This is a genomic window from Mesorhizobium sp. KR9-304 (assembly GCF_040049215.1).
Classification (GTDB): Bacteria; Pseudomonadota; Alphaproteobacteria; order Rhizobiales; family Rhizobiaceae; genus Mesorhizobium_K.
The window spans coordinates 1112606-1138605 of record NZ_JBDZDN010000001.1 but is presented as its reverse complement, the minus strand read 5'-3'; the positions used below and the strand labels follow the sequence as shown (position 1 = coordinate 1138605).

Genomic DNA, 26000 nt, shown 5'->3' with positions numbered 1-26000 from the left:
GAAACTCAGCCGGGGTGGATTCCCAGCAGGCCGCCGGCGGAAACGGACAGGGCCGCGCCGGCGAAGCCTGCAAAACGGCTTCTGTCGAGCTTGACCGCGACCGGCGTCGGCCAACCCATCTCCCTGGCGACGATGAGGCCAAGCAGCAGGATGGCGTCTGGTTCGTGCAGCACGAGCGCTGCCGGTGCGTGGCCGTTGTGGACAAGTTCCATCAGCACGGCCGATGCCGAGGACGATCCTATCGTTCCGGGCAGGAAGAGGACGCGTCCTGCGATCGATTGACCATGCTCGGGATGGCGCACATCGGCGATAGTTCCCGTCCTCGGATCGACGCCGCCCCAGAAGCTGATCGGTGCGGAGAGCACGAGTGCGGCGCCGGCACCGGCGTCGCCGGCGACCAGCACTTCAGCCTGCACGGCGTCGAGCGTGGCGGAAGCGTTGCTGCTCATGTCAGCTCCGTAAAGACAGGCTTACCGACGACGGCGCTTTGCACGCAATCTGCAAGCGAAGCGTAGAGCACCGCGTACCCGGTGTTGCCTGGCGCGTAGTGCGCGAACTTGCCCGAGTTCGTCATCAAAACCGCGCCTGGCCGATCCGGCAGGATCGGCGTGACGACGACGCAGGTGTCGGCGACGACGACGACGCCTGACGCCTCCAGCGCCTTGCGGCTGCCGTCGCGGTCGAGTTCGGCGAGCGCATGGCGGCCGGTGCAGGCATAGATGGGCACGCGCAGCTTCCGCCCGGCGATGAGCCGCTCCAGTTCGATGAATTCGGCGAGCGAGAGATGCGGACTGCCGATCGCAACCGCGTCGATCCTGTCGGATGAGACGGCGGTCGAAAGCGCGGCGTGTGCATTCGCTATCATGTCCCGCGTCACGCGGATCTTTGTGTCCGGCTCCTGATCGCCGAGCGCTGTGGCTAGGCTCGGCGCTTCCGGCGTGACGCCGGCGATGTGGAACAGCCCGACCGCGCCGGACGAGGCGGCTGCCGCGCCGAATGCCTTGAGCGCATCCTCGCCGGGGTGCTTTTCAATACCAGTGACGACACCGACCGCGTTGCCCACCTCGCGGCCGTAAAGGCTGCCCAACACCGGCCAGGCGATTTCCGAGGCCAGGAAAGCTGCCGGGAGGGCCGAGACATCGAAGACGAGCGTGGCGCGGCGATTCTCCTGTCGGTGCAGGCCGTAGTCCGGCGCGCGGCCGGAAATCGCGCAGGCGATGTCGAGAAAATCGCCGTAGCGGTTGGTGCGTGCGCCAAGCACGGAGTTGCAGAAGACGACCGCGTTGGACTCGCCCCAGGCGACATCCGTGCCGAAAGCCGGCCGGTGCCCGGCCTGGTAGGGCGCGCAGGTCCAGCTCTGCTCGCAGCCGAGTTTTCTGTAGGCCTCCATCATCCGCCGCGCCATGCCGCGCGCCGGTTTCTCCAGCCGGACTCGCGAGCAGCCCATCAGGTCGAGCGCGCCGACATTGAGCGTCGAGCGCACGGCAACGCGCGCGCCGCCCTCGACCAGCCTCTCGGCGAAGAGCGTGCCGGAATCGCCATGATAGAGTGCCCCGTCGATGTGGGCGGAGGCTATTGGCAGGAGGCGCGGCGCGCCGAGCAGGCGTGCGCTCTCGGCGATGATGCGCATGGTCATCGCAGCGCCCTCGCCATGATCGCCCGCGGCAATGGAGCGTTCTTCGGCGGTGAGTGTCAGGCTCACGTCCGGGCCTTGTAGCGGATCGTGTCGAAGCGGGCGGCGAGCGCATCGTAGAGCAGCAGCCGTCCAATGAGCGGCTCGCCGATGCCTGTTATCAGCTTGATCACTTCCAGCGCCTGCAACGTGCCCAGAACACCCGTCAGCGCGCCGAGCACGCCGGCTTCGGCGCAGGATGGTACCAGCCCGGCGGGCGGCGGCTCGGGAAACAGATCGCGGTAGGACGGGTGGGGCTTGCCATCCGGCCCGGTTTCGTAGGGCTTCAGCACCGTGACCTGGCCGTCGAAGCGTCCGACCGAGCCGTGCACCAGCGGGCGCCGGGCGACAGCACAGGCGTCGGCGACGGCATAGCGCGTCTCGAAATTGTCGGAGCCGTCGGCGACGACGTCATATTGCGCAACAAGCGCAGCGGCACTGCTCCCGTCGAGGCGAGTATTGTGTAAATCGACGCTTACATTCGGATTGATGCGTTCGATGGCGGCCCGGGCGCTGTCGAGCTTCGGTTTGCCGACCGAGGCGGTGTCGTGGATGACCTGCCGCTGCAAGTTGGAGAGCGAGATCGTGTCGTCGTCGACGATGCCGAGCGTTCCGACGCCCGCCGCCGCGAGATATTGCAGCATCGGCGCGCCAAGCCCGCCGGCGCCGATGACCAGCACGCGTGCGCGCTTGAGCTTCTGCTGGCCGGCGCCGCCGATCTCCGGCAGCACGATGTGGCGCGCATAGCGTTCGAGTTCTTCTGGCGAAAGCGGGGCAATCTGATTCATGACAAACGCTCGCTTCGGGACCGCGGCACCGTTTCCAATAGAGGAACCGTGCAGTTGCCCGACTGATCGAAGTACCGACTTATGCGCTCAAACTCCGAGGTAATCCAACCCTCGAAACTGGCCCATTCATTCAAGACGGTGCGGGAGTCGTTGTCCGGGGTCCGAGCGATCGTTTCGTCCGGCTCTATGAACACAAGAGATTTGTCCTGATACGTGCAAATGCACAATCCCTGTCCGGACGGACTCCTTTTCCTGTTTGTGATGGCAGGAATTCGTAGGTCGAAGGGATTGCAGGCCATGGCATCGAAATCCGCCCGATCGTAACTCTTCCTCAGGCCGAACACAAAGATGCTGCCTCCAAAGAGGTTGCATCCATTGTGATGAAGATAAAAGCGTTTCAAGCTTTCCGGAATCGGCTGCATTGCAATCCGCTCCAACTCCTCGACCTCCGCTTCGCTCAGCGGTCCGTACCAATAGTGCAGATAGGCCTCGATACCTCGTTTCGGCAGGTGTCCTATTCGCGCGGTTCCGTCGGCGTAACGCCACACCCCAAGGCCGGACCATTGCTCCGCCTTCGCTTCCAACCCCCCGATATAGGATTCCATGCCCGGTCCCCCAAACCCTTGGTCAATGGTCAGCCGTGGGCGAAACGGTGCCGTGGTCGACGGTGAGGAACCGCGCACGGCCCTCGATGCTGGAAAACAGAGCGGCCTCCGTGCCGGTCATGAAGGTCTGGCAGCCGAGCTCGTCGAGGATGGCGAACAGCGCGGCGCGGCGGCCGGCATCGAGATGCGCGGCGATCTCGTCGAGCAGCAAGATCGGCACGCTGCCCGACATCTCGCCGCAGAGCCGCGCATGCGACAGCACGATGCCGACGAGCAGCGCCTTCTGCTCGCCGGTCGAGCACAGCTCGGCGGGCATCGCCTTGGGGCGATGGCGAACGAGAAGGTCCGAGCGGTGCGGGCCGTCGAGCGTGCGCCCCGCCGCACGGTCGCGGTCGCGGCCGGAGGCCAGCGCCAGCCGGAAGGTTTCCTCGATCTCGACGGCGGGCGCATGGCCGACCATCGCCTCCAGCGATCCCGACAGGGCGAGGTCGGCGCGCGGAAACGGGCTCTCGGGCAACTTGTCGATCATGGCGGCGAGCAGCCGCACCATCTCGGCGCGGGCCGCCGCGATCGCGGTGCCCGCCTCCACCATCTGCATCTCGATCGCGTCGAACCAGGCCCGGTCGCGCGAGCCTTCGGCGAGCAGCCGGTTGCGGCCGCGCATCGCCTTCTCGTAATCCTGCGCCCGGCGACCGTGGCCCGGGTCGATGGCCAGCACCAGCCGATCGAGGAAACGGCGGCGGTCGCCGGCCGGCCCGGTGAAGAGTGCGTCCATCGCCGGCGTGATCCACAGCACACGCAGCCATTCGAGCAGCTCGTCGGCGGTAGTCTGGGTCGAGTTGATGCGCACGCGCCTGCCCGCCTCGCCGTTGGCGTCGAGGCCCGTCGTCCCGGTGCCGATCTCGAACTCGCCCTGCGGGCCGTCGAGCCGGGCATGGACAGCGAAGCCGGCGGCGGCGCCCTCGCGCGCGACTTCGCCGTAGGGCGCGCGGCGCAGGCCCCGCCCGGGCGTCAGCAGCGAGATCGCTTCCAGCAGATTGGTCTTTCCGGCGCCGTTGTCGCCGCTGAACACCACCATGCCCGGCTCGAGGTCGAGCGCAAGTGCAGCGTAGTTACGGAAATCCGTAAGCGTCAGCTTACGTATGAACACCGAGCCGGCGCCGTCGTTTCTGGGCGTCGGCGTCATTTTCGCGGATCGACCTTGTTCGTGGCGGCTTACACCCGCATCGGCATGAGCACGTAAAGCGTGTTCTCGTCGGCGGTATCCTGGATCAGCGTCGGCGAGCCGGCGTCGGCGAGCATGAAGCGCGCGTCGCCGCCGCCAAGCTGCGCCGCTACATCGAGCAGATAGCGTGCGTTGAAGCCGATCTCGATCGGGTCGGATGAATAGTCCGCCGCAAGCTCCTCCGTCGCGCTGCCGGAGTCCGGGTTGTTGACGGCGAGCGTCAGCTGCCCGTCCGAGATCGACAGCTTCACCGCGCGGCCGCGTTCGGAAGAGATGGTGGAGACGCGGTCGACGGCGGCGGCGAAAGTCGCGCGGTCGATGACGAGCGCCTTGTCGTTGCCGGTCGGGATAACGCGCTGGTAGTCGGGGAAGGTGCCGTCGATCAGCTTCGATGTCAGCACCACGCTGCCGATGGTGAAGCGGATCTTGGCGTCAGACAGCTCGGTCGTCACCGCGACGTCAGGAACGTCGACCAGCTTCTGCAACTCGCTTACCGTCTTGCGCGGAATGATGATGCCGGGCATGCCTTCGGAGCCTGCCGGCGCGTCCATCTCGGCGCGCGCCAAGCGGTGGCCGTCGGTCGCGACGGAGCGCAGCTTGAGCTTGCCGCCGGTCTCGATCGCGTGGAAGTAGATGCCGTTGAGGTAGTAGCGCGTCTCCTCGGTCGAGATCGCGAACTGCGTCTTGTCGATCAGCCCCTTGAGCGCCGACGAATCTATACGGAAGATGTGCGAGAAGGAGCCGGCCGAGAGCTCGGGGAAATCGGACTGCGGCAGGCACTGCAGCCGGAAGCTCGAACGTCCCGAGATCACCGACATGGCGTTGCCGTCCTCGTCGGTCCGAAGCATCACCTCGGCCCCTTCCGGCAGCTTGCGCACGATGTCGTAGAGCAGGTGCGCGGGAACCGTGGTGGCGCCTGCCCGCTCGACCTTGGCCGGGGTCGCCTCGGTGACCTCCAGGTCGAGATCGGTCGCCTTCATCTCCAGGATCGCGCCCGACGCATTGAGCAGCACGTTGGACAGGATCGGGATCGTGTTGCGCCGTTCGACCACGCGGTGAACGTGGTTCAGCGACTTCAGGAGGTTGGACCGTTCGAGGATGACACGCATGACCAAACGAGCTCGCTTGAATGTAACTGCCGGAGTTCCGGACCGGAATTCCGCTACGGGCTTTAAAACAGCTTCGGAATCGCGGCAGACTGACAGGAAAACCGGCCCAAAGGCAAGTCCGCGAGGCTTTGCCGGGCCGGTTCCGCAGGCTTTCTGGGGATAAAGCGTTCCCCCTGTCCGGTCGGCACGCGCCGACCGGACGAATGGGCTCGATCTATCCGGTCGTGCGCACGGCCGTTTCGCAAGACCGGTTCCCGCCTTTCGCCGACGCGATCCTTCGGTCAGGGCCCCTAGGACTGGTCGTTGATCAGCCGCCGCAGCAGTTCCAACTCCTGCGCCAGCGTGTTGTCGGAGCCGGAGAGACCCTCGATCTTGCGCACGGCGTGGAGCACGGTCGTGTGGTCGCGACCGCCGAAGCGCCGGCCGATCTCAGGCAGGGAGCGCGGCGTCATCACCTTCGCCAGATACATGGCGATCTGCCGTGGCTTGACGATGGTGCGCGTGCGCCGGTTGGAGAGGAGCTCGGTCTTCGACACGTTGTAGTGGCGCGCGACGACACGCTGGATGTCTTCGATGCGGACCCGTTTCGGCTCGCCGGAGCGGTAGATGTGGCCCAGGATCTCGTCGATGCGTTCGATCGTGAGCTGCGGCTCGAAGCTCTGACGGAAGAGCAGCTGGTTGAACGCGCCTTCGAGTTCGCGGCCGCTGCCGGTCACGGTGCGCGCGATGTGGGCGAGGATGTCTTCGGAGATATCGATCGACGGGTCCTCGGCCTTCGCCGCGGCGTGGCGGATCTTCAGCATGCCGAGCCGCATCGTGTAGTCGGGCGACGACATTTCCAGCGCGACGCCTCCATTGAGGCGCGAGCGCACCCGCGGCTCGAGCGATTCAAGCTCGGCGGGCGGCCGGTCGGCCGCGACGACGACCTGCCTGGCGCTGTCCAGCAGCATGTTGATCAGGTGACAGAATTCGTGCTGGATCGACTTGCCCTGCAGGAACTGCATGTCGTCGATGATCAAGAGATCGATGTCGCGCAGCTGCTCCTTGAGCGTCAGCGCGTTGTTGTCGCGGATCGCGGTGGCGAAGCGCCACATGAAGTATTCGGCCGTCAGGTAGACGACCCGCGATTTGGGATTCTGCTTCAGCGACTCCGCCGCGATCGCCTGCAACAGATGGGTCTTGCCCAGACCGACCGTCGCATGGAGGAACAGCGGATTGAAGCGCGACATGGATTCGGCGACGGCGCGCGCCGCGGCGAGCGCGACGCGGTTCGACGGTCCCTCGATGAAGGACTGGAAAGTGTATCGCTGGTCGAGCGGCGAGCCGAGCACCCCTTGGCGGAACTCGGGCGCATGAGCGCCGCCCGTCCGCGGCGAAGGCGAGGCCTCCGCCTTTCCGGCCGGGACGATGCCCGAGCCGAGCGCGGTCTGCGCCGGCCGCGCCGCCGGCTTGCGCAGCGCCTCCGGCGGGCTTTCGATCACCGGACGCAGCGGCCGCGTCGCGCTGCGCACGATGATCTCGATGCGAAAGAGTTCGGGCTCCTCCTGTCGCCAAAGCTCGGCGATGACGTCGAGATAGTGGCCGTTGATCCAGGACTTCAGGAAGGCGGTCGGTACCGACAGGCGCACGACGCCCTTGGAAGCCTCGGCAAGCTTCATACGCCCGAACCAGCTCGAATAAACCTCGGTTCCCAGTCGGGCCTTCAGCTGCGTCCTCAAGCGTTCAAAAATTCTCTCCGCCTCGCTCGCAGCCACCATTTCGTTGCCCTCGGTCAAGTCTACAGGAAAGAGAGCCCGTCCGTGGGCCTCCCTTTCGATGCCGCTTTGCATTTTCAAATCCTCGTTTCCTCGTAATCGCCTGCCATCGCTGCCCGCCCGGCAGCGTCTTCAGCCTTCCGCACGCACGACCAACATTTCCGATGCGCCGCCTTGCCGCGCCCCGTCGCTCGGCAAAAGCTGCCCCATCCGGCGAAATGCCGGCCCGGACTTTTTACGCTGTTGCTAACCCCACTTTTCCGTCGATATGGACAAAGCTCTCCCGATCACGGAATCATCCGTGCTGCAAACTTCGCCGGGTTTGGCTGGTTTGTTCGGGGTGGAAGCCCGTCCAATCTCAATGATCGAACTCTACAGAAATCGCTGCGGGCAGGGCAAGTGCGAGGCTAACTGTTTTTTAATGAATCGAGGCGGCCCCGTGAGCGATTCAGAGAGTCCTGCAGCGGCGGAAATCGGCAAAGCCTTTGTGATTCAAAACCTTTCCCGACGGTGGCGAAAACTGTCGTCGCACGGGAATTTTTTTTTAAATTATTCGCTTGACAGCAGGTTGTCCCCCAAGCGCGAGGCGGCTCTTGTGGAACTTGTGGATAACCATCCATAGGTCATTGAAAACAATAGATAATTTCTGCTTCGCGCATCGCTTGCGCAAAGCCGCGTCGGTCTCTGCACACATAAGAAACAGCGCATGTGCCGGCAAATGAATCGGGCGGTCAAAAAAACGACATGAACGGATGCCGACGGGCCTCCGCCAAGCCATTGTCCGGCAAACAAAAAACCCGGCGCGGCGCGCCGGGCTGAACAGGTCGGGAAGGGTCGAGATCGGTGTCAGGCGGACAGCGACTTGACCCGCTGCGCCAGCCGCGAAACCTTCCGCGATGCGGTGTTGGAATGCAGCACGCCCTTGCTGGCGGCGCGCATCAGTTCCGGCTGCGCGGCCTTGAAAGCCGCTTCGGCTGCCGCCTTGTCTCCCGAGGCCAGCGCCTCTTCGACCTGGCGGACGAACGTGCGCACGCGCGAGCGCCTGTTCTTGTTGACGGCGGCCTTGCGGACCATCTTGCGCGCCGCCTTCTTGGCCGAGGATGTATTGGCCATGATGCCTCTCTTCGTGTCTTTTTCGATAAGCGCTATGCGACAAACGGCAGGGCGCAAAAAATAAACGGGCAGCCACAGGGCCGCCTCGGTTGGTGCGGGCTTATAGTGCAGCTTTTCCGGCGCGTCAACGAAGTTTCGGCGAATTCCGGCTTAACGGTTGCGGAAGTTCGGCGGACGCTTTTCGGTGAAGGCGGCCATGCCTTCCTTCTGGTCTTCAAGCGCGAACATCGAGTGGAAAAGCCGCCGCTCGAAGCGCAGCCCTTCGGCGAGCGTCGTCTCGTAGGCGCGGTTGACGGCCTCCTTGGCCATCAAGACGGCCGGCAGCGAGAATGCGGCGATTTTCGCCGCGGCCTTGAGCGCCTCCTCGACCAGATCGGCGGCAGGCACCACACGCGAAACGAGCCCGCAGCGCTCGGCTTCGGCCGCGTCCATCATGCGGCCGGTGAGCACCATGTCCATTGCCTTGGACTTGCCGACGAAGCGGGTGAGCCGCTGCGAGCCGCCCATGCCCGGCATGACGCCCAGCGTGATCTCCGGTTGGCCGAACTTGGCACTGTCGGCGGCGATGATGAAGTCGCACATCATGGCGAGTTCGCAGCCGCCACCGAGCGCATATCCGGCGACCGCCGCTATCACCGGCTTGCGCGTGCGTGCGAATTCCTCCCAGCCGGCGAAAGTGTCGTCGAGATAGGCGTCGGCATAGTCCATCGACGCCATCTCCTTGATGTCGGCGCCGGCTGCGAAGGCTTTTTCCGAGCCGGTGAGCACGCTGGCTGCAATGGCGGGATCCGCGTCGAACGCCTTGAAGGCTGCGAGCAGATCGGCCAGCACCTGGCCGTTCAGCGCGTTGAGCGCTTTCGGGCGATTGAGCGTGACGAGGCCGACCTTGCCGCGCGTCTCCACCAGGATTGTCTCATAGGCCATCGCGGTCCCTCCGTTCGTCGCCATCATGCGCTTGCGCCGGCATCTAGTGTTGGCAGATCGGGCAGTAGAATGTCGAGCGGCCGCTCTGGACGATGCGGGAAATCCTGCCGCTGCAGCCGGGCTTGCGGCAAGGCTCGCCCTCGCGGTCATAGACCGAAAAGGAATGCTGGAAATAGCCGAGCGAGCCGTCGGCATGGATATAGTCGCGCAGCGAGGAGCCGCCCGCCTCGATGGCGTCGGCGATGACCGAGCGTATGGCCGAGGAGAGTTTTTCCGCGCGCTGGCCCACCTTGCCGTTTGCAGTCGCAATGGTGCCTGCCGCGCGCCGCGGCGACAGACCGGCGCGCCACAGCGCCTCCGCCACGTATATGTTGCCGAGGCCTGCGATCAGCGTCTGATCGAGGAGGGCTGCCTTCAATGGCGTCTTCTTGCCGCGCAGGAGCTCGCCGAGCAGCTTGCCGTCAAGCGCATTGCCGGTCGGCTCGACGCCGAGGTCGGCGAGCATCGGATGTTCGTTGTTGGCGTCGGCAAAGAGCATGAAGCCGAAGCGGCGCGGGTCGTTGAACACGACCATCGATTTCTTCCCGCGCGGCGAGGCGAGGTGGAAGACCACGTGATCGTGCGACGCCGCCTTGGAGCGTTCATGATGGAACGCGCCGGGCGTCGAGGCCCCGCCTTCCGCTTCGATGCGAAACGACCCGGACATGCCGAGATGGCAGATGAGCAGCGGGCCGCCCTCGATCTCGGCGGTCAGGTACTTCGCGCGCCTGCCAAGCGAGACGATCTTCCTTCCGGAGAGACGCCCCGCGAAATCGGGTGGAAAGGGAAAACGCAGGTCCGCACGCCGGGTCTCGACCGAGACGATCCGCGCGCCCTCCATGACCGGTTGCAGGCCGCGCCGGACGGTCTCGACCTCGGGCAGCTCAGGCATGGCGATCCAGGGTCATGGCGATGGACGTGAGGAAGGAGGCGCCGTGCCGGCCGGGCGGCAGGCCGAGATGCTCGGCGACCGTCTCGCCGATATCGGCAAAGGTCTTGCGCAGCCCCACGTCGCCGCCGGGCAGGCCGGGCGCGCAGCCGAAGACCGGCACGCGCTCGCGCGTATGGTCGGTGCCGCTCCATGTCGGGTCGCAGCCGTGATCGGCGGTCAGCAGCAGCAGGTCGCCCGGCTGGAGCAGCGCCAGCGCCTCGGGCAGGCGGCGGTCGAAGGCCTCCAGCGCGGCGGCATAACCGGCTACGTCGCGGCGGTGGCCGAACAGCGAGTCGAAATCGACGAAATTGGCGAACACCAGGTCGCCATCGCCGGCGTCCTTCATAGCGCCGAGGGACGTGTCGAACAGGGCAATGTTGCCGGCGGCCTTGCGCACATCCGAAACGCCGCGATGAGCGAAGATGTCGCCGATCTTGCCGACGCCGATGACCTTCGTTCCACGCGCGACCAGCTGGTCGAGCAGAGTGGCTTCTGGGGGCGGCACGGCATAGTCGCGCCGGTTGGCGGTGCGCTCGAAGCCGGCCGCGGTCTCGCCGACGAAAGGACGGGCGATAATGCGGCCGATGTTCAGCGGATCGGCCAGCCGCCTGACTGCGAGGCAGAGCTCATGGAGCCGCTCCAGGCCGAAATGCTGCTCATGCGCGGCGATCTGGATGACGGAATCGGCCGAGGTATAAAGGATCGGCTTACCGGTACGGATGTGTTCCTCGCCGAATTTCTCGATGATCTCGGTGCCGGAGGCATGGCAGTCGCCGAGGATGCCCGGCAGCCTGCCCTCGCGGATGATAGCCTGCGTCAAACCGGCGGGGAAGGCCGGGACCGTGCGGGGGAAATAGCCCCATTCGAAAGGCACCGGCAAGCCCGCGATCTCCCAATGGCCCGACGGCGTGTCCTTACCCGTTGAGACTTCTTGCGCGGCGCCATGGAAGGCGGACGGGCGAAGTGCGCCGGTGATCTGCGGGTAACCGGCGGCAGTCCTGGCAGCATGGCCGAGGCCGAGCGCCATCATGGTGGGAAGGTCGAGCGGCCCGCGCCGTACTCCCTCTCGGTCTGCAAGGCCTGCCGCGCACGCCTCCGCTATGTGCCCGAACGTGTTCGAGCCGGCGTCGCCGAAACGCGCCGCGTCGTCGGCTCCGCCGACGCCGAAGGAATCAAGCACGAACAGGAACGCACGCGACATTGGATAAGTACTGGCTCCTGTTGCCGGACGGATGGGCCAGACATAGGGTTTGCCATGGACATTGGCAATTCGGAAGAGCGGCGTGGCAGCCCGATCCTGACAATGGCGAGGGTCGCTGGCGGGGTGTTCTGCGTGGCTGCCGCTTGCCTGACCACGACTGCCTCGGCCGACTGGCGCGAGGACATCGGCACCTTCAGGGTGGGCGTCGTCGCCGAGCCGGGCGCTGGCGACACGATCGCCGGGCTCGCCGAACTCAATGACGCCTTCACCAAGGCGCTCGGCCTCAAGGTCGAGTTCTTCGTCGCGCGCAGCTATGCGGCGTTGATCGACGCGCAGGCGTCGTCGCGCATCGAATACGCGATCTACAGCGCATCGGCCTATGCGTCGGCCTACCGGCGCTGCGAATGCGTGGAGCCGCTGGTTGCGCCGACCGGCGAGGACGGGTCGATCGGCATACGCTCGGTACTGATTGCCGCGAACGGTAGGCTTTCTTCAGCGTCCGATCTTGCGGGGCGGCGCATTGCGCTGCAGCCGCCAGACAGCATTGCAGGACACCAGCTGCCGCTCGCGGCGTTCCAGCCCGGCGGCAAGCCGCTGAGTGGAGCGGAGAGCTTCTTCGTGAAGGCGGATTCGGCCGAGGCCGCGGAGGCGATGCTCGCCGAGGGCAGCGTGGACGCGATCTTCGGCTGGATGCCTGCCGGTCTGCCGGACGCCGAGGAGATCGATGGCGGCACGCCGGCGCGGCTTGCGGCGGCGGGCATGGATCGCTCGGCGCTCGATATCGTTTGGCGCTCCGACGTGCTGCGCTTCGGGCCCCATGCCGTATCGATAGGCCTCGATCCGGAGCCCAAGCGGAGGCTGACCGAGTTCCTGACGGGGCTGAGAACTGCCGATCCGGAAATGTATGAGCGGATCGAGACGCATCATCTCGGCGGCTTCACCGCCGCCTCGCAGCCGGATTACGCGGTTGCGCTCGATATGGTGCGGATGCTGGGCGAGGCGCGGCCGGAAGCTCAGTAGCAGTTCGTGCAGGGGATGGTCATGCTCATGCGCGGCCGCAGGTAGTAGGTTTCCGCCATCGATATGCCGTCGAATGCAGAAGCGAGGCCGAGCGTGGTTTTCGAGGACGCCGCCCACGTGATCACGGGCTCGTACTCCAGCGAGCTTTCGGCGCGGATCAGGAAACTGCCCTTGATCCTGAGCGCCGGGGGGAGATCGGAGACGGCGGTTCCCGCCGCCGAACCGGCGCTGAAGGCGCCGTTTATCAGCTTGCGCGACCAGACCACCTGGATTTTCGGAGTTGCCTCGTCGGTCACCTCGATCGCTGTGATGGTGATGTTCGGCTGGCTGCGGTTGTAGGGCTGCAGCGTCGCCTCGCCGATGCGCATGATGCCTTCGAGTTCCGTCTTGTTCATCTCCTGCATCTGGGTGACGAGGTCGGCGACCAGGCTGCCGACGCGGCTGACCTTCTTGTTGACCTCGATCGCCTGCGCGACCTCCATCGTCACGAAATAGAGCATGAGCAGAAGCGGCACGATCATCGCGAACTCGAGCGCCGCCACGCCGCCTTTGTCGCGAACCAACCGACGCGCGATTCCAAGAAACTGTGCCCCCGCACGCATTGACATTTTCCGCCCTTTCCACGCTTCGCCAGTGCGAAGCAAAAAATCTCAGTCGTCGAACGGCTCGTTCTGCCAGGTGACCGTTGCGAAATGCAGCGTCTTGCCGCCCTTCAGGTTGGACAACATCCGGGCCATGAAGTCGGTGATGACAGGCCATTCGTAGAAGACGCGCAGCATGTTCTTGGACATGGAGAGGCCGGGATCCACGGCAAAGTCGCTGGTGTCGAGTTCCCTCTCGGGAGTGAGCTTGATGCGTACGGCTGCAGCCTCCGCGAAGGTCGCGAACTCGCGCAAATCCACTTCCAGGCCGGGACAGCCCGCCGTGACGATGATGTCCAGCCTGTCGCAGATCATCGCCTCCAGCGATTCCTTGGTCAGGTCCGCGGGCTTCAACTGGCCGGTCCGGATCTGGCGGGCGACGTCGTCGGTGGCATTCGCCAGGACCTGCTGGCCGGCAAACGAGATGCAGCTTTCGAGGATGGCGAAGACCAGCATCGCGAAGGGGATCGACAACAGCGAGAATTCGACCGCGGTGCTGCCGCTGCGGTTGCGCAGGAAGCGCGAAAGGAAGCCTTGCCGGCGCCCTTTGTCGATTGGTTCGGATTGCATGCTCATATCGGGTTCCTGCCGATCCTGATGCGGTATCGGCGGGACTCTATGATATCCGGGTTGAAGTCGCGTATTGTTGACGGGCGCAATTGTCGCGATCGTCTTTACCGACCGTTAATGGCCGGCAGGCTGCCGCATGCCGCCTTGGGAGGGCGAATCCTACTGGCTGCTCATCTCGGATTCGGAGGCGCGTTCGGCATCGGACTTGTAGGAGCTTTCGCAATAGGGCGCGCAGGAAAGCGTCTGCACGACGGCGCGCCTGTATATGCGCACGCTCGAAGCGGTCGAGCGGCTGACCGTCACCTGCTCATCGATGATCGGGGCGCCGGTCTCGTCCAGGATGACGAGGTTGGTGACGCCGAAACCCTTGCCCGTCAGCACCACGGTGGATGCATCCTGCACCGAGGCGTCGGCGATGTCGGGATTGCCGATGATGATCGTGTCCGCGGCGCGGGACAGCTTGACGATCTTGGCCTGGTTCATCGTGACCTCGATGCCCGACTCCGCAAGGGCGGGCGTAGCGGCGGCCGAGGCGATCAGGAATGCGAGTCCAAGGGCAAGCTTCGCCATGAAGGCTCTCCGACGGGGTCAAGTTTCAACGGAAGATGAACGATATTGGTGAACCAAGGGTTAAGCGGGTTTCCGGCCGCTGCCGGAGACCATTGCTGCATCGCCCCGGTTATGCGGGCATTTCATCCACGGCCGGCAGTGTCGGTTCGCCGCTTCGGCTGTTGTGAAGGTGTTAACCAATGGCGGCATTTTCGCCGGAAAGGATTCGGTAAGGCTGTTTCTTAAGCCGTTTGAAAGAGCTTCTCCCTACAGTGCGGTCATCCGATCAACCGGTCACAGAAGTTGACGGAAGTGCTGTAACACGGAGTAGGAGCTCTAGCATGTCCAACATCTTTGCACGTTTCGTGAAGGACGAATCCGGCGCGACCGCCATCGAATACGGTCTGATCGCCGCTCTCATCGCTCTCGCCATCATGGTTGGCGCTGGCGCCGTCGGTAACTCGATCGGCACCAAGTTCAACGACATCTCGAGCGCGCTGGACGGGTAATCCATCTCTTGCCGGCTTGTCCGGCTGGATTGGAAAGGCCGCCCCAACGGGCGGCCTTTTCGTTTCTGGCGCGTCCGCCATTCGGGGAAAATCCGCGTGACTCCTTTCACCGGCGGTTAAGCCCGCTGCCCTATGATTGCGCCGGTGTGCATCGTCTCGCGGAAACTCTTCCATGCTTGAAGCGCTGATCTTCGTCGTGTTCCCGTTCTGCATGGTGTTCGCGGCCGTGTCCGACACGCTTTCGATGACCATCGCCAATCGCGTGCCGCTCCTGCTTGTTGCCGTCTTTGCCGTCGTCGCGCCGCTGACCGGAATGGAGTGGGCCGCCTATGGCTGGCATTTCGCCGCGGGCGCGCTCGTTCTGGCTGTGACCTTCGGCCTGTTCGCGCTGGGCGGGATGGGCGGCGGCGACGCCAAGCTGCTCTCCGCGACGGCCGTGTGGATGGGCTTCAATCTCCATCTCATCGAATATCTGGTCGTATCCGCCTTCGTCGGCGGCGCGCTCACCCTGGCCATCCTCAGCTTCCGCGGCTCGGCGCTCTCCGTATATACGGGCAGGAACATGTTCCTGCGCAATTTCGCCGACGCCAAGGGCGGCATTCCCTACGGCATCGCGCTCGGGATCGGCGGCCTCATCACCTATCCCGGTTCCCCGATGATGACGTGGGCGCTGGAGCGCCTGGCCGCGCAATAATCCCGAAGCCGGCTTAGCCGCCGGGTGCCGGTCGGCGGCCTTTGCATAAACTTTAAATTAATCACGATCGTAAGGAATGCATTAACCGTAATTTGACGATTGGGACTGCATTGTCCGGCTTGGCTTGAGGGTTTGCCGGGTACGAGGTTGGACAGATGGCAGCATCCCGACTGATCATTTTGGGGGTAGCGGTGGCCGCGGCGGGCGGCGCCGGCTATGTAGCGAAGAACATGATGGCCGCCCCGCCTCCCGAAGTCATCGTGGAGCAGGGGCCGCAGGCTCCCTCGATCGAACTCACCGATGTCCTGGTGCTCAAGGGCGATGTGCCGATGGGCGCGGCGGTCGGCGACCAGCTGACCTGGCAGTCCTGGCCGTCGGACGGCGTGAACGAGAACTTCATCACGCGCGACGGCGACCCCGAGGCTCTGCAGACGTACAAGGGCTCGGTCGCCCGCCTCGCCATGTTCGCCGGCGAGCCGCTGCGCAAGTCGAAGCTCATCGGCGAAGGCCAGAGCTTCATGTCCTCCATCCTGCCGACCGGCTACAGGGCCGTCGCCACCCAGATCGCGGCCGACACCTCCGCCGGCGGCTTCATCCTTCCAAACGACTATGTCGACGTCATCATGACACGGCGTTCCGACACGGCCGCCACGACAGGCGGTTTCGTCACCGAGACAATTCTGAAGAACATAAAGGTGCTGGCGATCGACCAGGCCATTCAGGAGGACGAGGAGGGCCGCCGCGTGAAGATCGGCGAGACGGCGACGCTGGAGCTGACGCCGCAGCAGGCGGAGATCATCACCGTCGCCCAGCAGCTGGCCGACCGGTTGACCCTGTCGCTGCGCTCGCTGGTCGACACCCGCGAGATAGTCACCGACGAGGCGGACTATCTTGTCTCGGGCGCTGGCAGGCGCGGCACGATCCGGCTGATCAAATCCGGTGAAGTTTCCGAAGTGGGAGCAAGGAAATGACTTCAGGGGTAGCTTCGCCGGCGTCGAAGGGCAGACGGGCCGGCGCCACGGTTGCCGCTGCGCTCGGACTGCTGCTGGCCGGAACCAGCCTGCAGACGAACGGCGCCTTTGCGGGCGGACAGCTCAATGGCGACCAGGTCGCGGGCTATGCCGACGGTGGCCAGACCGGCGTCGGCGCGATGGCGGCGACCCAGAACGTGAAGCTCGGGTTGAACAAATCCGTCGTCATCGATCTGCCCGCGGACGCTTACGACATACTGGTCGCCAACCCGGCCGTCGCCGACGCGGTTACGCGCACGGCGCGCCGCATCTATCTCTTCGGCAAGTCGGTGGGCGAGACCAACATCTTCGTCTTCGGGCCGAACGGCGAACAGATCGTCAGCCTGGACCTGCAGGTCGAGCGCGATACGGCCGGCGTCGAGGAATACATCAAGCGGTTCATTCCGACATCCGACGTTAAGGTCGAGCTGATCAACGACAACGTGGTGCTGACCGGCACCGTGGATACGCCGCTCGACGCGTCCCGCGCCGCGCAGATCGCCAACATGCTGGTGCGCGGCGGTGAAGCGACCACGGGCCAGTATTCTCAGACAGCTGCCGCAAGCAGCGACGGCGGCGGCGTCGATATCGACAACCCCGACTCCACGCGCCAGATCAGCGGCATCGTCAACCTGATCCAGATCATCGGCGAGGACCAGGTGATGCTGAAGGTCACCGTCGCCGAGGTCAGCCGCAACGTCATGAAGCAGCTCGGCGTCAATATGATTGGCAGCGGCGACAGCAACGGCATCAGCTGGGGCGCGATCAGCGAGACCCTGCCCGGTCTAGGCAAGCCCTTGAGCGCTTCGCAGGCCTCCATCGGCACCTCGGCGCTCGACGCATATTTCAACGCCATGGAGCAGGCCGGCGTGATGAAGACGCTCGCCGAACCGACGCTGACGGCCGTTTCCGGCGAACAGGCCACGTTCAGGGTCGGCGGCGAGTTCAACCTGGTGACTAATCAATCGGCGGACGAGGACACCGGCGGAACGACGTATACGGTCGAAAAGCTGGAATACGGCATCGGCCTGGAATTCAAGCCGGTAGTGCTTTCCGCCGGACGCATCAGCCTGAAGATCCGCACCTCCGTTTCCGAGCCGACCGACGAGGGTTCCGTGACGCTGTCGGGCGGCTTCAACGGTGAGCAATTCAGGCAGGCCGGCATGACCGCGCTGTCGATCCGCAAGCGTCTCGCCGACACCACGGTCGAGCTGCCTTCCGGCGGCTCCATGATGATCGCCGGCCTGGTGCGCGACGACGTCAGGCAGGCGGTCAATGGCTTGCCCGGCCTGTCGAAGCTGCCGGTGCTGGGCACGCTTTTCCGCAGCCGCGACTTCGTGCGCAACGAGACCGAACTCGTCATCATCGTCACGCCCTACATCGCTCGGCCGACTGCGCGCAATCAGCTTGCCAAGCCGGACGACAATTTCAACGCCGCCAGCGACGGCGCCGCCATGTTCCTCGGCCGCGTCAACCGCGTCTACGGCACCATGCAGACCGATCTGCCCAACGGGCGCTACCACGGCGTCGTCGGCTACATCTACAAATGAACGGGGTCTCGGGCATGTCCTACGCAGCGTTCACGACCAGAGGCATGGGCCTCGTCCTGGCGGCCGCCACGGTCGCGCTTCTTTCCGGATGCGCGAAACGCGATTCGATAACGGTCGGTGCGGTCCCGGACGACTACCGGACCAATCATCCGATTGTCATCGCGGAGAAGGAACAGACGCTCGACCTGCCGGTCGGTGCAAGCGACCGCGGCGCGACGGCCTCGCAGCGCGCATCGCTCGAAGGTTTCCTCGCCGGATATGACAAGTCCGCGGCCCCGGTGCTGAACATCGTCGCGCCATCGGGTTCCGCCAACGGCGTGGCGGCTGCCGACGCCGCAACCGATTTCGCGCACATCGCCAGGAAGAACGGCGTGCCGGCAAGCCGGATCATGATCGCATCCTACCAGGCTTCCCCGGAAGAGGTGTCGGCGCCGGTGCGGGTTTCGTTCCTGGCGATGCGGGCGCAAACCGACAAATGCGGGCGCTGGCCCGACGATCTCCTCGAAACCAGCGAGAACAAGCACTACGCGAATTTCGGCTGTTCGTATCAGAACAACGTGGCCGCTCAGATCGCCAATCCGGCGGATCTGCTCGGGCCGCGCAAGCAGACGCCGATCGACGCGGCCAACCGCGAAACGGTGATCAACATCTACCAGACCGGGGAATCCGAATTCGACCAGAACGTCGACTTCTGACGCGGGCGGAACTGGGGTAAGGGCAACATGACAAATCTGGCATACGACAGCCCCGCCGACGGCGAGACGGCGACACCGGAAATCGCGGCCCTGCAGGCGCTGCGGCCGGTGCCGCGCATCTCCATCCAGGCGTTCTGCGAGACGGAAGGCGTCGCCCAGCCGATTGAGCGGGCGGGCGAGGACCGCCGCATGGCCAAGGCTCACCTGAAGGTCCACATGGGTGGGGCGGCGACGGCGATCGAACTCTACCAGTCGGCGCCAACTCCGAACCTGATCATCCTGGAGTCGCGCAAGGAGCCGCGCGACATGCTTCAGTCGCTGAACGAACTCGCCGAATACTGCGATCCGACCACCAAGGTGGTCGTCATCGGGCACTACAACGACGTCGGACTCTACCGCGAGCTGATCCGCTCGGGCATTTCCGAATATGTCGTCGCGCCGATCTCCATGGCCGATGTGGTGAGCGTCATCTCCACCATCTTCGTCGATCCGGAATCCGAACCGATAGGCCGCTCGATCGCCTTCATCGGCGCCAAGGGCGGCGTCGGCTCCTCGACAATCGCGCACAATATCGCGTGGTCGATGTCGTCGCTGTTCAAGTCCGAGGTCGTGGTCGCGGATCTCGACCTCGCCTTCGGCACCGCGAACATCGATTTCGACCAGGACCCGGCGCAGGGCATTGCCGAAGCGGTGTTTTCGCCCGAGCGCATCGACGAGGTCTATCTCGACCGGCTGCTTGCGCAGTGCTCCGAGCACCTGTCGCTGCTTGCGGCGCCCTCGACGCTCGAGCGCGTCTACGATTTCGATCAGGACGCATTCGCCCAGATCATCGACACGGCGCAGCGCAGCGCGCCGATCGTGGTCCTCGACATGCCGCATGTCTGGACCGGTTGGTCCAAGGCGACGCTCACCAAGGCGGACGAGATCGTCGTGACGGCGACGCCGGAGCTGGCGAACCTGCGCAACGCCAAGAACATCATCGACATGCTCAAGCGGCTCAGGCCCAACGACCAGCCGCCCAAGCTGATCATCAACCAGGCCGGCGTGCCGAAGCGGCCAGAGATCAAGCTGGCTGATTTCGCCGAGCCGCTCGGCATCTCGCCGATGGCAGTCATTCCGTTTGAACCGCTGCTTTTCGGCAACGCCTCCAACAACGGCCGTATGCTCGGCGAGATGGATGCTGCCCACCCGGTCACCGCCATCATCAACGAGATCGCGCATATCCTGACCGGCCGCAGCGAGATCAAGACGAAGAAGAAGGCCGGCATAGGCGGCTTGCTCGGCAAGTTCACGAAGAAGAAATAGTCGGGGATTGGCAATCAGACATGTTTGGTAGAAGAGGTAACGACGAGGGTACCAAGGCGACGCCCGACTTCCGCCCGCCCGCGCAGCCGGCGGCGGCAGCGCCTGCACCTGCGGTGAAAGCGCCGGAAGCCAGGCCCGCGGTCGCCCCGGCCGCTCAGCCGGTGGCGCGCAGGTCGGTCGAGGCGCCGCCGATCGCACCCGAGCCGCGCAAGCTCACCCGCGAGCGCAGCGAGACCTACTACGACACCAAGAGCCAGGTGTTTTCGGCGCTGATCGACACGATCGATCTTTCGCAACTCGCCAAGCTCGATCCCGACAGCGCCCGCGAGGAAATCCGCGACATCGTCAACGACATTATCGCGATCAAGAATTTCGCGATGTCGATCGCCGAGCAGGAGGAACTGCTCGAGGATATCTGCAACGACGTGCTGGGTTACGGTCCGCTCGAGCCTCTGCTTGCGCGCGACGACATCGCCGACATCATGGTGAACGGGTCCAAGAACGTCTACATCGAGGTCAACGGCAAGGTCGAGCAGACCGGCATCCGTTTCCGCGACAACCAGCAGCTTCTGAACATCTGCCAGCGCATCGTCAGCCAGGTCGGCCGGCGCGTCGATGAATCCAGCCCGATCTGCGACGCCCGCCTGCCCGACGGCTCGCGCGTCAACGTGATCGCGCCGCCGCTCGCCATCGACGGGGCCGCGCTCACCATCCGCAAGTTCAAGAAGGACAAGCTGACGCTCGACCAGATCATGAAGTTCGGCGCCATCTCGCCGGCGGGCGCCGAGGTGCTGAAGATCATCGGCCGCGTCCGCTGCAACATCATCATCTCGGGCGGCACCGGCTCCGGCAAGACGACCTTGCTGAACTGCCTGACCAACTATGTCGACCGCGAGGAGCGTGTCATCACCTGCGAGGACTCGGCGGAACTGCAGCTGCAGCAGCCGCATGTCGTGCGCCTCGAGACGCGCCCGCCCAACCTCGAGGGCGAGGGCGAGGTGACCATGCGCGACCTGGTCAAGAATTGCCTGCGCATGCGCCCCGAGCGCATCATCGTCGGCGAGGTGCGCGGACCGGAAGTCTTCGATCTGCTGCAGGCGATGAACACCGGCCACGACGGCTCGATGGGCACGATCCACTCGAACAGCCCGCGCGAATGCCTGAACCGCATGGAATCCATGATTGCCATGGGCGGCTACACGCTGCCGCAGAGGACCGTGCGCGAAATCATCGTCGGTTCGGTCGACGTCATCATCCAGGCGGCGCGTCTGCGCGACGGCTCACGCCGCATCACCCACATCACCGAGGTGATCGGCATGGAAGGCGACGTGATCATCACGCAGGACCTGGTCCTCTACAACATCAAGGGCGAGGATGCGGCCGGCAAGCTCTTGGGAGAACATGTGTCGACGGGTGTCGGCCGGCCGCATTTTTGGGACCGCGCGCGCTACTACGGAGAAGAGCAGCGGCTTGCGGCGGCTCTGGAGTCCATGGAGAAGCGGGCGGCCTGATGCCCGGATCGGGATAAGCTGACGAGATGTTCGGCATCGATACGACCGTACTGGCCTTCATCGCGCTCGCCGGCTTCAGCGCCGGCGCGGTCGCCTATGCGTTCCTGTTCAATACGATCGCCGAGGAGAAGGCCACCGAAAGGCGGCTCGACACCGTCAAGAGGGCCGAGACCGACCGGTCGGTCGTCAACGCCAGCCGCGACCGCGTGGCGGAAGCCGCCAAGCGCAGGAAATCCGTCCAGGATTCGCTGAAGGAACTGGATGCCAAGCAGCTTGCCGCGGACAAGAACATCAAGAAGCCGCCGCTGAGGATCCAGCTCAGGCAGGCTGGCATGAAGGTTTCTGTCGAGCGCTTCTATCTCTATTCCGTCGTCTGCGGCGTCGTCGTGACGGCGCTCGCCTTTTTCCTCAAGGCCCCGCTTCTCGTCCTGCCCGGCGCATTCATAGCCGGCGTGCTCGGCCTGCCGCGCTGGTTCGTCTCGTTCCGGCGGGCGCGCCGCGTGAAGGCGTTCCTCAACGAATTTCCCAACGCGCTCGACATCATCGTGCGGGCCGTCAAGTCCGGCCTGCCGCTGAACGATGGCGTCAGGCTGATCGCTTCGGAAGCGCCGGAGCCGGTGAGGGGCGAGTTCCGCCGCATCGTCGAATCGCAGCAGGTCGGCATGTCGATCCCCGAAGCGGCGATGCGCATGCAGGAGACGATGCCGTGCCCGGAAGCGGGTTTCTTCGGCATCGTCATCCAGATCCAGCAGCAGGCGGGCGGCAATTTGTCGGAGGCGCTGGGCAACCTGTCGCGCGTGCTGCGCGACCGCAAGAAGATGACGGCCAAGGTTCAGGCGCTGTCGATGGAGGCGAAGGCATCGGCCGCCATCATCGGCGCTCTGCCATTCATCGTGGCCCTGCTCGTATATATGTCCAGCCCCAACTACATCATGCCGCTGTTCACCACCAGCACGGGACATCTCATTCTCGGTGTCGCGGGCATCTGGATGTCGATCGGCATCTTCGTGATGCGCAAGATGATGAATTTCGACGTGTAGGATCGCCAGCCAATGACCGTGCAAGTCGTCAAGGCCCTGACCGACCCGGCGTTCCTGATCGCGCTGCTGGTTGGCATCGCCGTGTTCGCGACCTTCTTCACCGTGATGCCTTCGCTGAGCGGCAACACGCTGAAAACGCGTATGAAATCCGTGGCGCTCGAGCGCGACGAACTGCGCCTCAAGCAGCGCGCCCGGCTCGCCGCGGAGGCTGACAGGCGCCGCAAGGGTCTGCGCGAGGAACAGTCTCTCGGCATGCGGGCGATCGTCGACCGGCTGGATCTGAGGCGCGCGCTGGCCGACGAGAACACGCTCGCCAAGCTGAAGGTCGCCGGCTTCCGCGGCCAGAATCCGCTGACGCGCTTCCTCTTCTTCCGGCTGGTCCTGCCCTTCGTCTTCTTCGCCGCGGCCGCCGCCTATGTCTTCCTGCTTGGCGGACTTCCCGACCAGCCGACCTTCGTCAAGGTCTTCGTCTGCGTCGTCGTCGCCTACGCCGGCTTCTATGCGCCGGTCCTCTACATCAGCAACCGCGCCACCAAGCGCAAGCAGTCGATCCAGCTCGCCTGGCCCGATGCGCTGGATCTGATGCTGATCTGCGTCGAATCCGGCATGTCCATCGAGGCGGCCATCCGCAAGGTCGCCGACGAGATCGGCGGCCAGTCGGTCGCCCTGGCCGAGGAGTTGATCCTGACCAACGCCGAGCTGTCCTATCTTCCCGAGCGCAAGCAGGCCTATGAGAATCTGGTCCAGCGCACGGGGCTGGAATCCGTCAAGTCGGTCAGCCAGGCGCTGATCCAGGCCGAGCGCTACGGCACGCCCGTCGCCCACGCGCTGCGCGTGCTCGCCAGCGAAAGCCGCGACATGCGCATGAACGAGGCCGAGAAGAAGGCCGCCGCGCTGCCGCCCAAACTCACCGTGCCGATGATCCTGTTCTTCCTTCCGGTGCTGTTTGCGATCATCCTCGGCCCCGCCGGCATCCAGGTCAGCCAGCGCGGCGGCCTCTTCGGCGACGGCCCGAAGACCATGCAGGAATAGCGGCCGCGTAGGCCGCCGCCGCGCGAAAGCAAAAGGCCGGTCGAGCGACCGGCCTCCTTTGCGCTTGGCGCTGACGCGCCCGATCGGCTGACTTCTCAATTGGTGTCGGACTTCTTCTTGTCTTCGTCCTTGAGCTGGCTCCAGGCGTTCTGCTGCGCCAGCATGCCGCGCAGATAGGCGATGTTGGCCTTGGCCTGTTCCGGCGACAATTCGTGGCTGGCGATCTTCTCGGCTTCCTCGAAGCGGCCCTGAAGACCGACGACCAGCGCCAGGTTCTGGCGCACGCGGCTGTCGGCCGAAGGCTGCTCGGACGCCGAGCGCATATAGGTTTCGGCCGTCTTCAGATCGCCTTTGAGCACATAGGACATGCCGAGATTGGAGAGGATCGAGGGATCGTTCGGCTTGAGGTCGAGCGCTCGGCGGTAGAGCGCGCGCGCCTCGCCCGGCTTGCCGAGCTGGTCCAGGATGGCGGCCTCGGCCGACAGCAGCTTCCAGTCGGGATATTCCGGCGTCTGGGCGCGCCGCACCGCGTCGAGCGCGGGCTCGAGCTCTCCGGTGCCGGCGAGCGCCTTGCCGTAGGCGGCGAGCACGTCGCGATCCGTCGGATAGGCGATGGCGAGCTTGCGCATGACCGCGAGCGACTGCTCGGTGCGGCCGTTCATCTGCAGCACCTGCGCGTAGCGCATCGCCGTCTGCTTGTCGGAAGGGTTGGAGGCATAGGCCTTGCCGAGCGACGAACTTGCGCCGGCGAGTTCGCCCGCCGACATCTGCTCGACGGCCTTTCCCGAAGCCTTGGAAACGGATCCGGTGGTGAGCTTGCTCGTGCCGCAGCCGGCGACGCTTGCCAGGATGGTCACCGCCACGGTCGCGCGAAGCAGTCTCTTGCCCGTTGCGGTCATCGAGCGGCTGGTCAACATCTGCGCCGGATCTCCCATCCATCCAGATCGCCGCGCGTTCATCCGACGCACGAGGGGCGATCCATCGCCTTGATCGAGCACGGAATTACCGAAAACCGGATTCCACTTTTCGTTCCGATGCTCTAGCGTGGCCACCCGAAGGCTCATCGCCCACCCGAAGCAATATTCCGTTAACCCTAACGGATGGTTAAGAGACGCCCCCGGCGCCGAGCAAGGACATCTGCATGCCCGTCGAACTGATCGAGAGGAAGCCGAAGGCGTCCCGTCCGGCTCATCTGGTGGCCAAGGATGGGCTTTCGGACAGCAATCTGGACGCCGCGGCGCGGAAATGGGCCAAGGCCGCGGGCTTCAACGGCGAGGCCGGACGCCTGCTGCTCGTTCCCGGCGCCGACGGCGCCGTCGCGTCGGCGATGCTGGGCATGGGCAAGGCGGAAGAGCACGCAGCGCTCTGTGCCGGCGCGCTGGCGAAGGCACTGCCCGAAGGCGACTGGCATTTCGCGAGCACGCCCGGCAATCCGACCCTTTCGACGCTGGGCGTCGTGCTCGGCGGTTATGTCTTCACCCGCTATGGCAAGAAACCGGGCAAGGCCATCCGCCTGACCTGCCCCGCCGGCGCCGACGCGGCCTATGTCAGGCGCGCCGCCGAGGGTGTCTTCCTCGCCCGCGATCTGGTCAACACGCCAACCAACGACATGGGTCCGGACGATCTGGAACGGGCCGTGCGGGCATTGGCGGGCAAGCACAAGGCCAAGGTTTCGGTGATCGCGGGCGACGCCCTGCTGGCGAAGAATTTTCCGATGATCCATGCGGTCGGCCGCGCCTCCGACAAGGCGCCGCGCCTTATCGACATGGTCTGGGGCGTCCGCGGCGCGCCGAAGGTGACGCTGGTCGGCAAGGGCGTCTGCTTCGACACGGGCGGCCTCGACATCAAGCCGTCGAGCGGCATGCTGCTGATGAAGAAGGACATGGGCGGCGCGGCCAATGTGCTTGGCCTGGCGTCGATGATCATGGCGTCCGGGCTGAAGGTCAGGCTGCGCGTGCTGATTCCCGCGGTCGAGAACGCCATTTCCGGCAGCGCCTTCCGGCCGGGCGACGTGTTGAAGAGCCGCAAGGGCCTGACCGTCGAGATCGGCAACACCGACGCCGAGGGACGGCTGGTCCTGGCCGACGCGCTGGCGCTCGCCGACGAGGAGGAGCCCGAAATGCTGATCGACATGGCGACCCTCACGGGGGCCGCCCGGGTTGCGCTCGGCCCCGACCTGCCGCCCTTCTACACGGACGATGACGGGCTCGCCTCCGACCTTGCCGCCGCCGCCATGGAGCAGGAGGATCCGCTGTGGCGCATGCCGCTGTGGCGGCCCTACGACGCCAAGCTGTCGTCCAGGATCGCCGACATGAACAATGTCACGACCGACGGCTTCGCAGGCTCTGTCACCGCCGCTCTGTTCCTCAAGCGCTTCGTCGAAAAGGCGAAAAGCTGGGCCCATTTCGACATATTCGCCTGGAACCCCGCCGACCGGCCGCACGGTCCGGCCGGCGGCGAGGCTCAGGGCATCCGCGCGCTGGAAAGCGTGATGGCGCGACGCTTCGGGTAGT

The 26000-nt window shown here is 65.0% G+C and carries 27 protein-coding genes; 12 read left to right on the top strand and 15 right to left on the bottom strand.

Annotated features, from left to right (window positions below; all coding sequences use genetic code 11):
• Nucleotides 1–5 precede the first annotated feature (5 nt).
• From ABLE71_RS05355 to dnaA, 7 genes are all read right to left on the bottom strand, one after another.
• Nucleotides 6–449 carry a DUF126 domain-containing protein gene (locus ABLE71_RS05355; protein ID WP_348782320.1) on the bottom strand — a complete coding sequence of 148 codons (444 nt, stop codon included), beginning with the start codon at nt 447–449 and terminating at the stop codon, nt 6–8.
• Nucleotides 446–1702 (bottom strand): aconitase X catalytic domain-containing protein, encoded by a 1257-nt coding sequence (locus ABLE71_RS05350; protein WP_348782319.1) that lies wholly within the window; start codon nt 1700–1702, stop codon nt 446–448. Before ABLE71_RS05350 ends, ABLE71_RS05355 begins: the two co-directional genes overlap by 4 nt.
• Nucleotides 1699–2460, bottom strand: coding sequence for a molybdopterin-synthase adenylyltransferase MoeB (locus tag ABLE71_RS05345; RefSeq protein ID WP_348782318.1), 762 nt, complete (start codon nt 2458–2460; stop codon nt 1699–1701). Before ABLE71_RS05345 ends, ABLE71_RS05350 begins: the two co-directional genes overlap by 4 nt.
• Nucleotides 2457–3065, bottom strand: coding sequence for an SMI1/KNR4 family protein (locus ABLE71_RS05340; protein WP_348782317.1), 609 nt, complete (start codon nt 3063–3065; stop codon nt 2457–2459). The genes ABLE71_RS05345 and ABLE71_RS05340 overlap by 4 nt, the downstream gene beginning before the upstream one ends.
• A gap of 22 nt (nt 3066–3087) precedes the next feature.
• Nucleotides 3088–4251: a DNA replication/repair protein RecF gene (recF, locus tag ABLE71_RS05335; RefSeq protein WP_348782316.1), complete on the bottom strand. Its 1164-nt coding sequence runs from the start codon at nt 4249–4251 to the stop codon at nt 3088–3090.
• 29 nt (nt 4252–4280) lie between these two features.
• On the bottom strand, nt 4281–5399 hold the full coding sequence (gene dnaN / locus ABLE71_RS05330) for a DNA polymerase III subunit beta (protein WP_348782315.1): 1119 nt from the start codon (nt 5397–5399) through the stop codon (nt 4281–4283).
• Between the two features lie 290 nt (nt 5400–5689).
• Complete coding sequence (dnaA, locus tag ABLE71_RS05325) at nt 5690–7156, bottom strand: chromosomal replication initiator protein DnaA (RefSeq protein ID WP_348782314.1); 1467 nt, start codon at nt 7154–7156, stop codon at nt 5690–5692.
• A 298-nt stretch (nt 7157–7454) separates the two neighbouring features.
• Here dnaA and ABLE71_RS05320 point away from each other — a divergent pair, with 298 nt between their 5' ends.
• A complete protein-coding gene (locus tag ABLE71_RS05320) occupies nt 7455–7775 on the top strand; it encodes a hypothetical protein (protein WP_348782313.1) in 321 nt (106 codons plus the stop codon).
• A 224-nt stretch (nt 7776–7999) separates the two neighbouring features.
• Here ABLE71_RS05320 and rpsT read toward each other — a convergent pair whose 3' ends face one another.
• The 4 genes from rpsT to ABLE71_RS05300 form a co-directional block, all read right to left on the bottom strand.
• Nucleotides 8000–8266, bottom strand: a complete 267-nt coding sequence (rpsT, locus tag ABLE71_RS05315; RefSeq protein WP_348782312.1) for a 30S ribosomal protein S20 — start codon at nt 8264–8266, stop codon at nt 8000–8002.
• Between the two features lie 150 nt (nt 8267–8416).
• On the bottom strand, nt 8417–9190 hold the full coding sequence (locus ABLE71_RS05310; protein ID WP_348782311.1) for an enoyl-CoA hydratase: 774 nt from the start codon (nt 9188–9190) through the stop codon (nt 8417–8419).
• A gap of 43 nt (nt 9191–9233) precedes the next feature.
• On the bottom strand, nt 9234–10121 hold the full coding sequence (gene mutM / locus ABLE71_RS05305) for a bifunctional DNA-formamidopyrimidine glycosylase/DNA-(apurinic or apyrimidinic site) lyase (protein WP_348782310.1): 888 nt from the start codon (nt 10119–10121) through the stop codon (nt 9234–9236).
• A complete protein-coding gene (locus ABLE71_RS05300; RefSeq protein ID WP_348782309.1) occupies nt 10114–11361 on the bottom strand; it encodes a phosphopentomutase in 1248 nt (415 codons plus the stop codon). The genes mutM and ABLE71_RS05300 overlap by 8 nt, the downstream gene beginning before the upstream one ends.
• A 54-nt stretch (nt 11362–11415) precedes the next feature.
• On the opposite strand from ABLE71_RS05300, the gene ABLE71_RS05295 reads away from it, so the two are divergent.
• The gene (locus ABLE71_RS05295) at nt 11416–12381 is read left to right on the top strand and encodes a PhnD/SsuA/transferrin family substrate-binding protein (protein ID WP_348782308.1); all 966 of its coding nucleotides are present in this window, start codon (nt 11416–11418) and stop codon (nt 12379–12381) included.
• On the opposite strand, the gene ABLE71_RS05290 is transcribed toward ABLE71_RS05295, so the two are convergent.
• The 3 genes from ABLE71_RS05290 to ABLE71_RS05280 all read right to left on the bottom strand — a co-directional run bounded on the left by ABLE71_RS05290 (nt 12375) and on the right by ABLE71_RS05280 (nt 14162).
• Nucleotides 12375–12983 (bottom strand): TadE/TadG family type IV pilus assembly protein, encoded by a 609-nt coding sequence (locus ABLE71_RS05290; RefSeq protein ID WP_348782307.1) that lies wholly within the window; start codon nt 12981–12983, stop codon nt 12375–12377. The genes ABLE71_RS05295 and ABLE71_RS05290 overlap by 7 nt on opposite strands.
• Nucleotides 12984–13031: 48 nt before the next feature.
• The gene (locus tag ABLE71_RS05285) at nt 13032–13592 is read right to left on the bottom strand and encodes a TadE/TadG family type IV pilus assembly protein (protein WP_348783664.1); all 561 of its coding nucleotides are present in this window, start codon (nt 13590–13592) and stop codon (nt 13032–13034) included.
• Between the two features lie 159 nt (nt 13593–13751).
• Nucleotides 13752–14162, bottom strand: coding sequence for a pilus assembly protein N-terminal domain-containing protein (locus tag ABLE71_RS05280; protein WP_348782306.1), 411 nt, complete (start codon nt 14160–14162; stop codon nt 13752–13754).
• Nucleotides 14163–14482: 320 nt separating this feature from the next.
• Between ABLE71_RS05280 and ABLE71_RS05275 the strand changes: the two genes are divergently transcribed.
• The 9 genes from ABLE71_RS05275 (at nt 14483) to ABLE71_RS05235 (ending at nt 23487) form a co-directional block, all read left to right on the top strand.
• The gene (locus ABLE71_RS05275) at nt 14483–14650 is read left to right on the top strand and encodes a Flp family type IVb pilin (protein WP_348782305.1); all 168 of its coding nucleotides are present in this window, start codon (nt 14483–14485) and stop codon (nt 14648–14650) included.
• 172 nt (nt 14651–14822) lie between these two features.
• Entirely contained in the window at nt 14823–15344 is a 522-nt protein-coding gene (locus ABLE71_RS05270) for a prepilin peptidase (RefSeq protein WP_348782304.1), read from the top strand.
• A 155-nt stretch (nt 15345–15499) separates the two neighbouring features.
• The gene (cpaB, locus tag ABLE71_RS05265; RefSeq protein ID WP_348782303.1) at nt 15500–16315 is read left to right on the top strand and encodes a Flp pilus assembly protein CpaB; all 816 of its coding nucleotides are present in this window, start codon (nt 15500–15502) and stop codon (nt 16313–16315) included.
• Nucleotides 16312–17904 carry a type II and III secretion system protein family protein gene (locus ABLE71_RS05260; protein WP_348782302.1) on the top strand — a complete coding sequence of 531 codons (1593 nt, stop codon included), beginning with the start codon at nt 16312–16314 and terminating at the stop codon, nt 17902–17904. Before cpaB ends, ABLE71_RS05260 begins: the two co-directional genes overlap by 4 nt.
• Nucleotides 17905–17918: 14 nt before the next feature.
• The gene (locus ABLE71_RS05255) at nt 17919–18599 is read left to right on the top strand and encodes a CpaD family pilus assembly protein (RefSeq protein ID WP_348782301.1); all 681 of its coding nucleotides are present in this window, start codon (nt 17919–17921) and stop codon (nt 18597–18599) included.
• A 27-nt stretch (nt 18600–18626) separates the two neighbouring features.
• The gene (locus ABLE71_RS05250; protein ID WP_348782300.1) at nt 18627–19904 is read left to right on the top strand and encodes an AAA family ATPase; all 1278 of its coding nucleotides are present in this window, start codon (nt 18627–18629) and stop codon (nt 19902–19904) included.
• A 20-nt stretch (nt 19905–19924) separates the two neighbouring features.
• On the top strand, nt 19925–21415 hold the full coding sequence (locus tag ABLE71_RS05245; protein WP_348782299.1) for a CpaF family protein: 1491 nt from the start codon (nt 19925–19927) through the stop codon (nt 21413–21415).
• 26 nt (nt 21416–21441) lie between these two features.
• Nucleotides 21442–22455 carry a type II secretion system F family protein gene (locus ABLE71_RS05240; RefSeq protein WP_348782298.1) on the top strand — a complete coding sequence of 338 codons (1014 nt, stop codon included), beginning with the start codon at nt 21442–21444 and terminating at the stop codon, nt 22453–22455.
• Between the two features lie 12 nt (nt 22456–22467).
• Nucleotides 22468–23487 (top strand): type II secretion system F family protein, encoded by a 1020-nt coding sequence (locus ABLE71_RS05235; protein WP_348782297.1) that lies wholly within the window; start codon nt 22468–22470, stop codon nt 23485–23487.
• Nucleotides 23488–23582: 95 nt separating this feature from the next.
• On the opposite strand, the gene ABLE71_RS05230 is transcribed toward ABLE71_RS05235, so the two are convergent.
• Nucleotides 23583–24404, bottom strand: a complete 822-nt coding sequence (locus ABLE71_RS05230; protein ID WP_348782296.1) for a tetratricopeptide repeat protein — start codon at nt 24402–24404, stop codon at nt 23583–23585.
• 224 nt (nt 24405–24628) lie between these two features.
• On the opposite strand from ABLE71_RS05230, the gene ABLE71_RS05225 reads away from it, so the two are divergent.
• Nucleotides 24629–25999, top strand: coding sequence for a leucyl aminopeptidase family protein (locus ABLE71_RS05225; RefSeq protein WP_348782295.1), 1371 nt, complete (start codon nt 24629–24631; stop codon nt 25997–25999).
• Nucleotide 26000 lies beyond the last annotated feature (1 nt).

Excerpts from the sequence above, each read along its gene's own strand:
- ABLE71_RS05355 (WP_348782320.1), bottom strand. The coding sequence starts at position 449 with ATGAGCAGCAACGCTTCCGCCACGCTCGACGCCGTGCAGGCTGAAGTG.
- ABLE71_RS05345 (WP_348782318.1), bottom strand. The coding sequence starts at position 2,460 with ATGAATCAGATTGCCCCGCTTTCGCCAGAAGAACTCGAACGCTATGCG.
- ABLE71_RS05340 (WP_348782317.1), bottom strand. The coding sequence starts at position 3,065 with ATGGAATCCTATATCGGGGGGTTGGAAGCGAAGGCGGAGCAATGGTCC.
- recF (WP_348782316.1), bottom strand. The coding sequence starts at position 4,251 with ATGACGCCGACGCCCAGAAACGACGGCGCCGGCTCGGTGTTCATACGT.
- dnaN (WP_348782315.1), bottom strand. The coding sequence starts at position 5,399 with ATGCGTGTCATCCTCGAACGGTCCAACCTCCTGAAGTCGCTGAACCAC.
- dnaA (WP_348782314.1), bottom strand. The coding sequence starts at position 7,156 with ATGGTGGCTGCGAGCGAGGCGGAGAGAATTTTTGAACGCTTGAGGACG.
- rpsT (WP_348782312.1), bottom strand. The coding sequence starts at position 8,266 with ATGGCCAATACATCCTCGGCCAAGAAGGCGGCGCGCAAGATGGTCCGC.
- ABLE71_RS05310 (WP_348782311.1), bottom strand. The coding sequence starts at position 9,190 with ATGGCCTATGAGACAATCCTGGTGGAGACGCGCGGCAAGGTCGGCCTC.
- mutM (WP_348782310.1), bottom strand. The coding sequence starts at position 10,121 with ATGCCTGAGCTGCCCGAGGTCGAGACCGTCCGGCGCGGCCTGCAACCG.
- ABLE71_RS05300 (WP_348782309.1), bottom strand. The coding sequence starts at position 11,361 with ATGTCGCGTGCGTTCCTGTTCGTGCTTGATTCCTTCGGCGTCGGCGGA.
- ABLE71_RS05295 (WP_348782308.1), top strand. The coding sequence starts at position 11,416 with ATGGACATTGGCAATTCGGAAGAGCGGCGTGGCAGCCCGATCCTGACA.
- ABLE71_RS05290 (WP_348782307.1), bottom strand. The coding sequence starts at position 12,983 with ATGCGTGCGGGGGCACAGTTTCTTGGAATCGCGCGTCGGTTGGTTCGC.
- ABLE71_RS05285 (WP_348783664.1), bottom strand. The coding sequence starts at position 13,592 with ATGCAATCCGAACCAATCGACAAAGGGCGCCGGCAAGGCTTCCTTTCG.
- ABLE71_RS05280 (WP_348782306.1), bottom strand. The coding sequence starts at position 14,162 with ATGGCGAAGCTTGCCCTTGGACTCGCATTCCTGATCGCCTCGGCCGCC.
- ABLE71_RS05275 (WP_348782305.1), top strand. The coding sequence starts at position 14,483 with ATGTCCAACATCTTTGCACGTTTCGTGAAGGACGAATCCGGCGCGACC.
- ABLE71_RS05270 (WP_348782304.1), top strand. The coding sequence starts at position 14,823 with ATGCTTGAAGCGCTGATCTTCGTCGTGTTCCCGTTCTGCATGGTGTTC.
- cpaB (WP_348782303.1), top strand. The coding sequence starts at position 15,500 with ATGGCAGCATCCCGACTGATCATTTTGGGGGTAGCGGTGGCCGCGGCG.
- ABLE71_RS05260 (WP_348782302.1), top strand. The coding sequence starts at position 16,312 with ATGACTTCAGGGGTAGCTTCGCCGGCGTCGAAGGGCAGACGGGCCGGC.
- ABLE71_RS05255 (WP_348782301.1), top strand. The coding sequence starts at position 17,919 with ATGTCCTACGCAGCGTTCACGACCAGAGGCATGGGCCTCGTCCTGGCG.
- ABLE71_RS05250 (WP_348782300.1), top strand. The coding sequence starts at position 18,627 with ATGACAAATCTGGCATACGACAGCCCCGCCGACGGCGAGACGGCGACA.
- ABLE71_RS05245 (WP_348782299.1), top strand. The coding sequence starts at position 19,925 with ATGTTTGGTAGAAGAGGTAACGACGAGGGTACCAAGGCGACGCCCGAC.
- ABLE71_RS05240 (WP_348782298.1), top strand. The coding sequence starts at position 21,442 with ATGTTCGGCATCGATACGACCGTACTGGCCTTCATCGCGCTCGCCGGC.
- ABLE71_RS05235 (WP_348782297.1), top strand. The coding sequence starts at position 22,468 with ATGACCGTGCAAGTCGTCAAGGCCCTGACCGACCCGGCGTTCCTGATC.
- ABLE71_RS05230 (WP_348782296.1), bottom strand. The coding sequence starts at position 24,404 with ATGTTGACCAGCCGCTCGATGACCGCAACGGGCAAGAGACTGCTTCGC.
- ABLE71_RS05225 (WP_348782295.1), top strand. The coding sequence starts at position 24,629 with ATGCCCGTCGAACTGATCGAGAGGAAGCCGAAGGCGTCCCGTCCGGCT.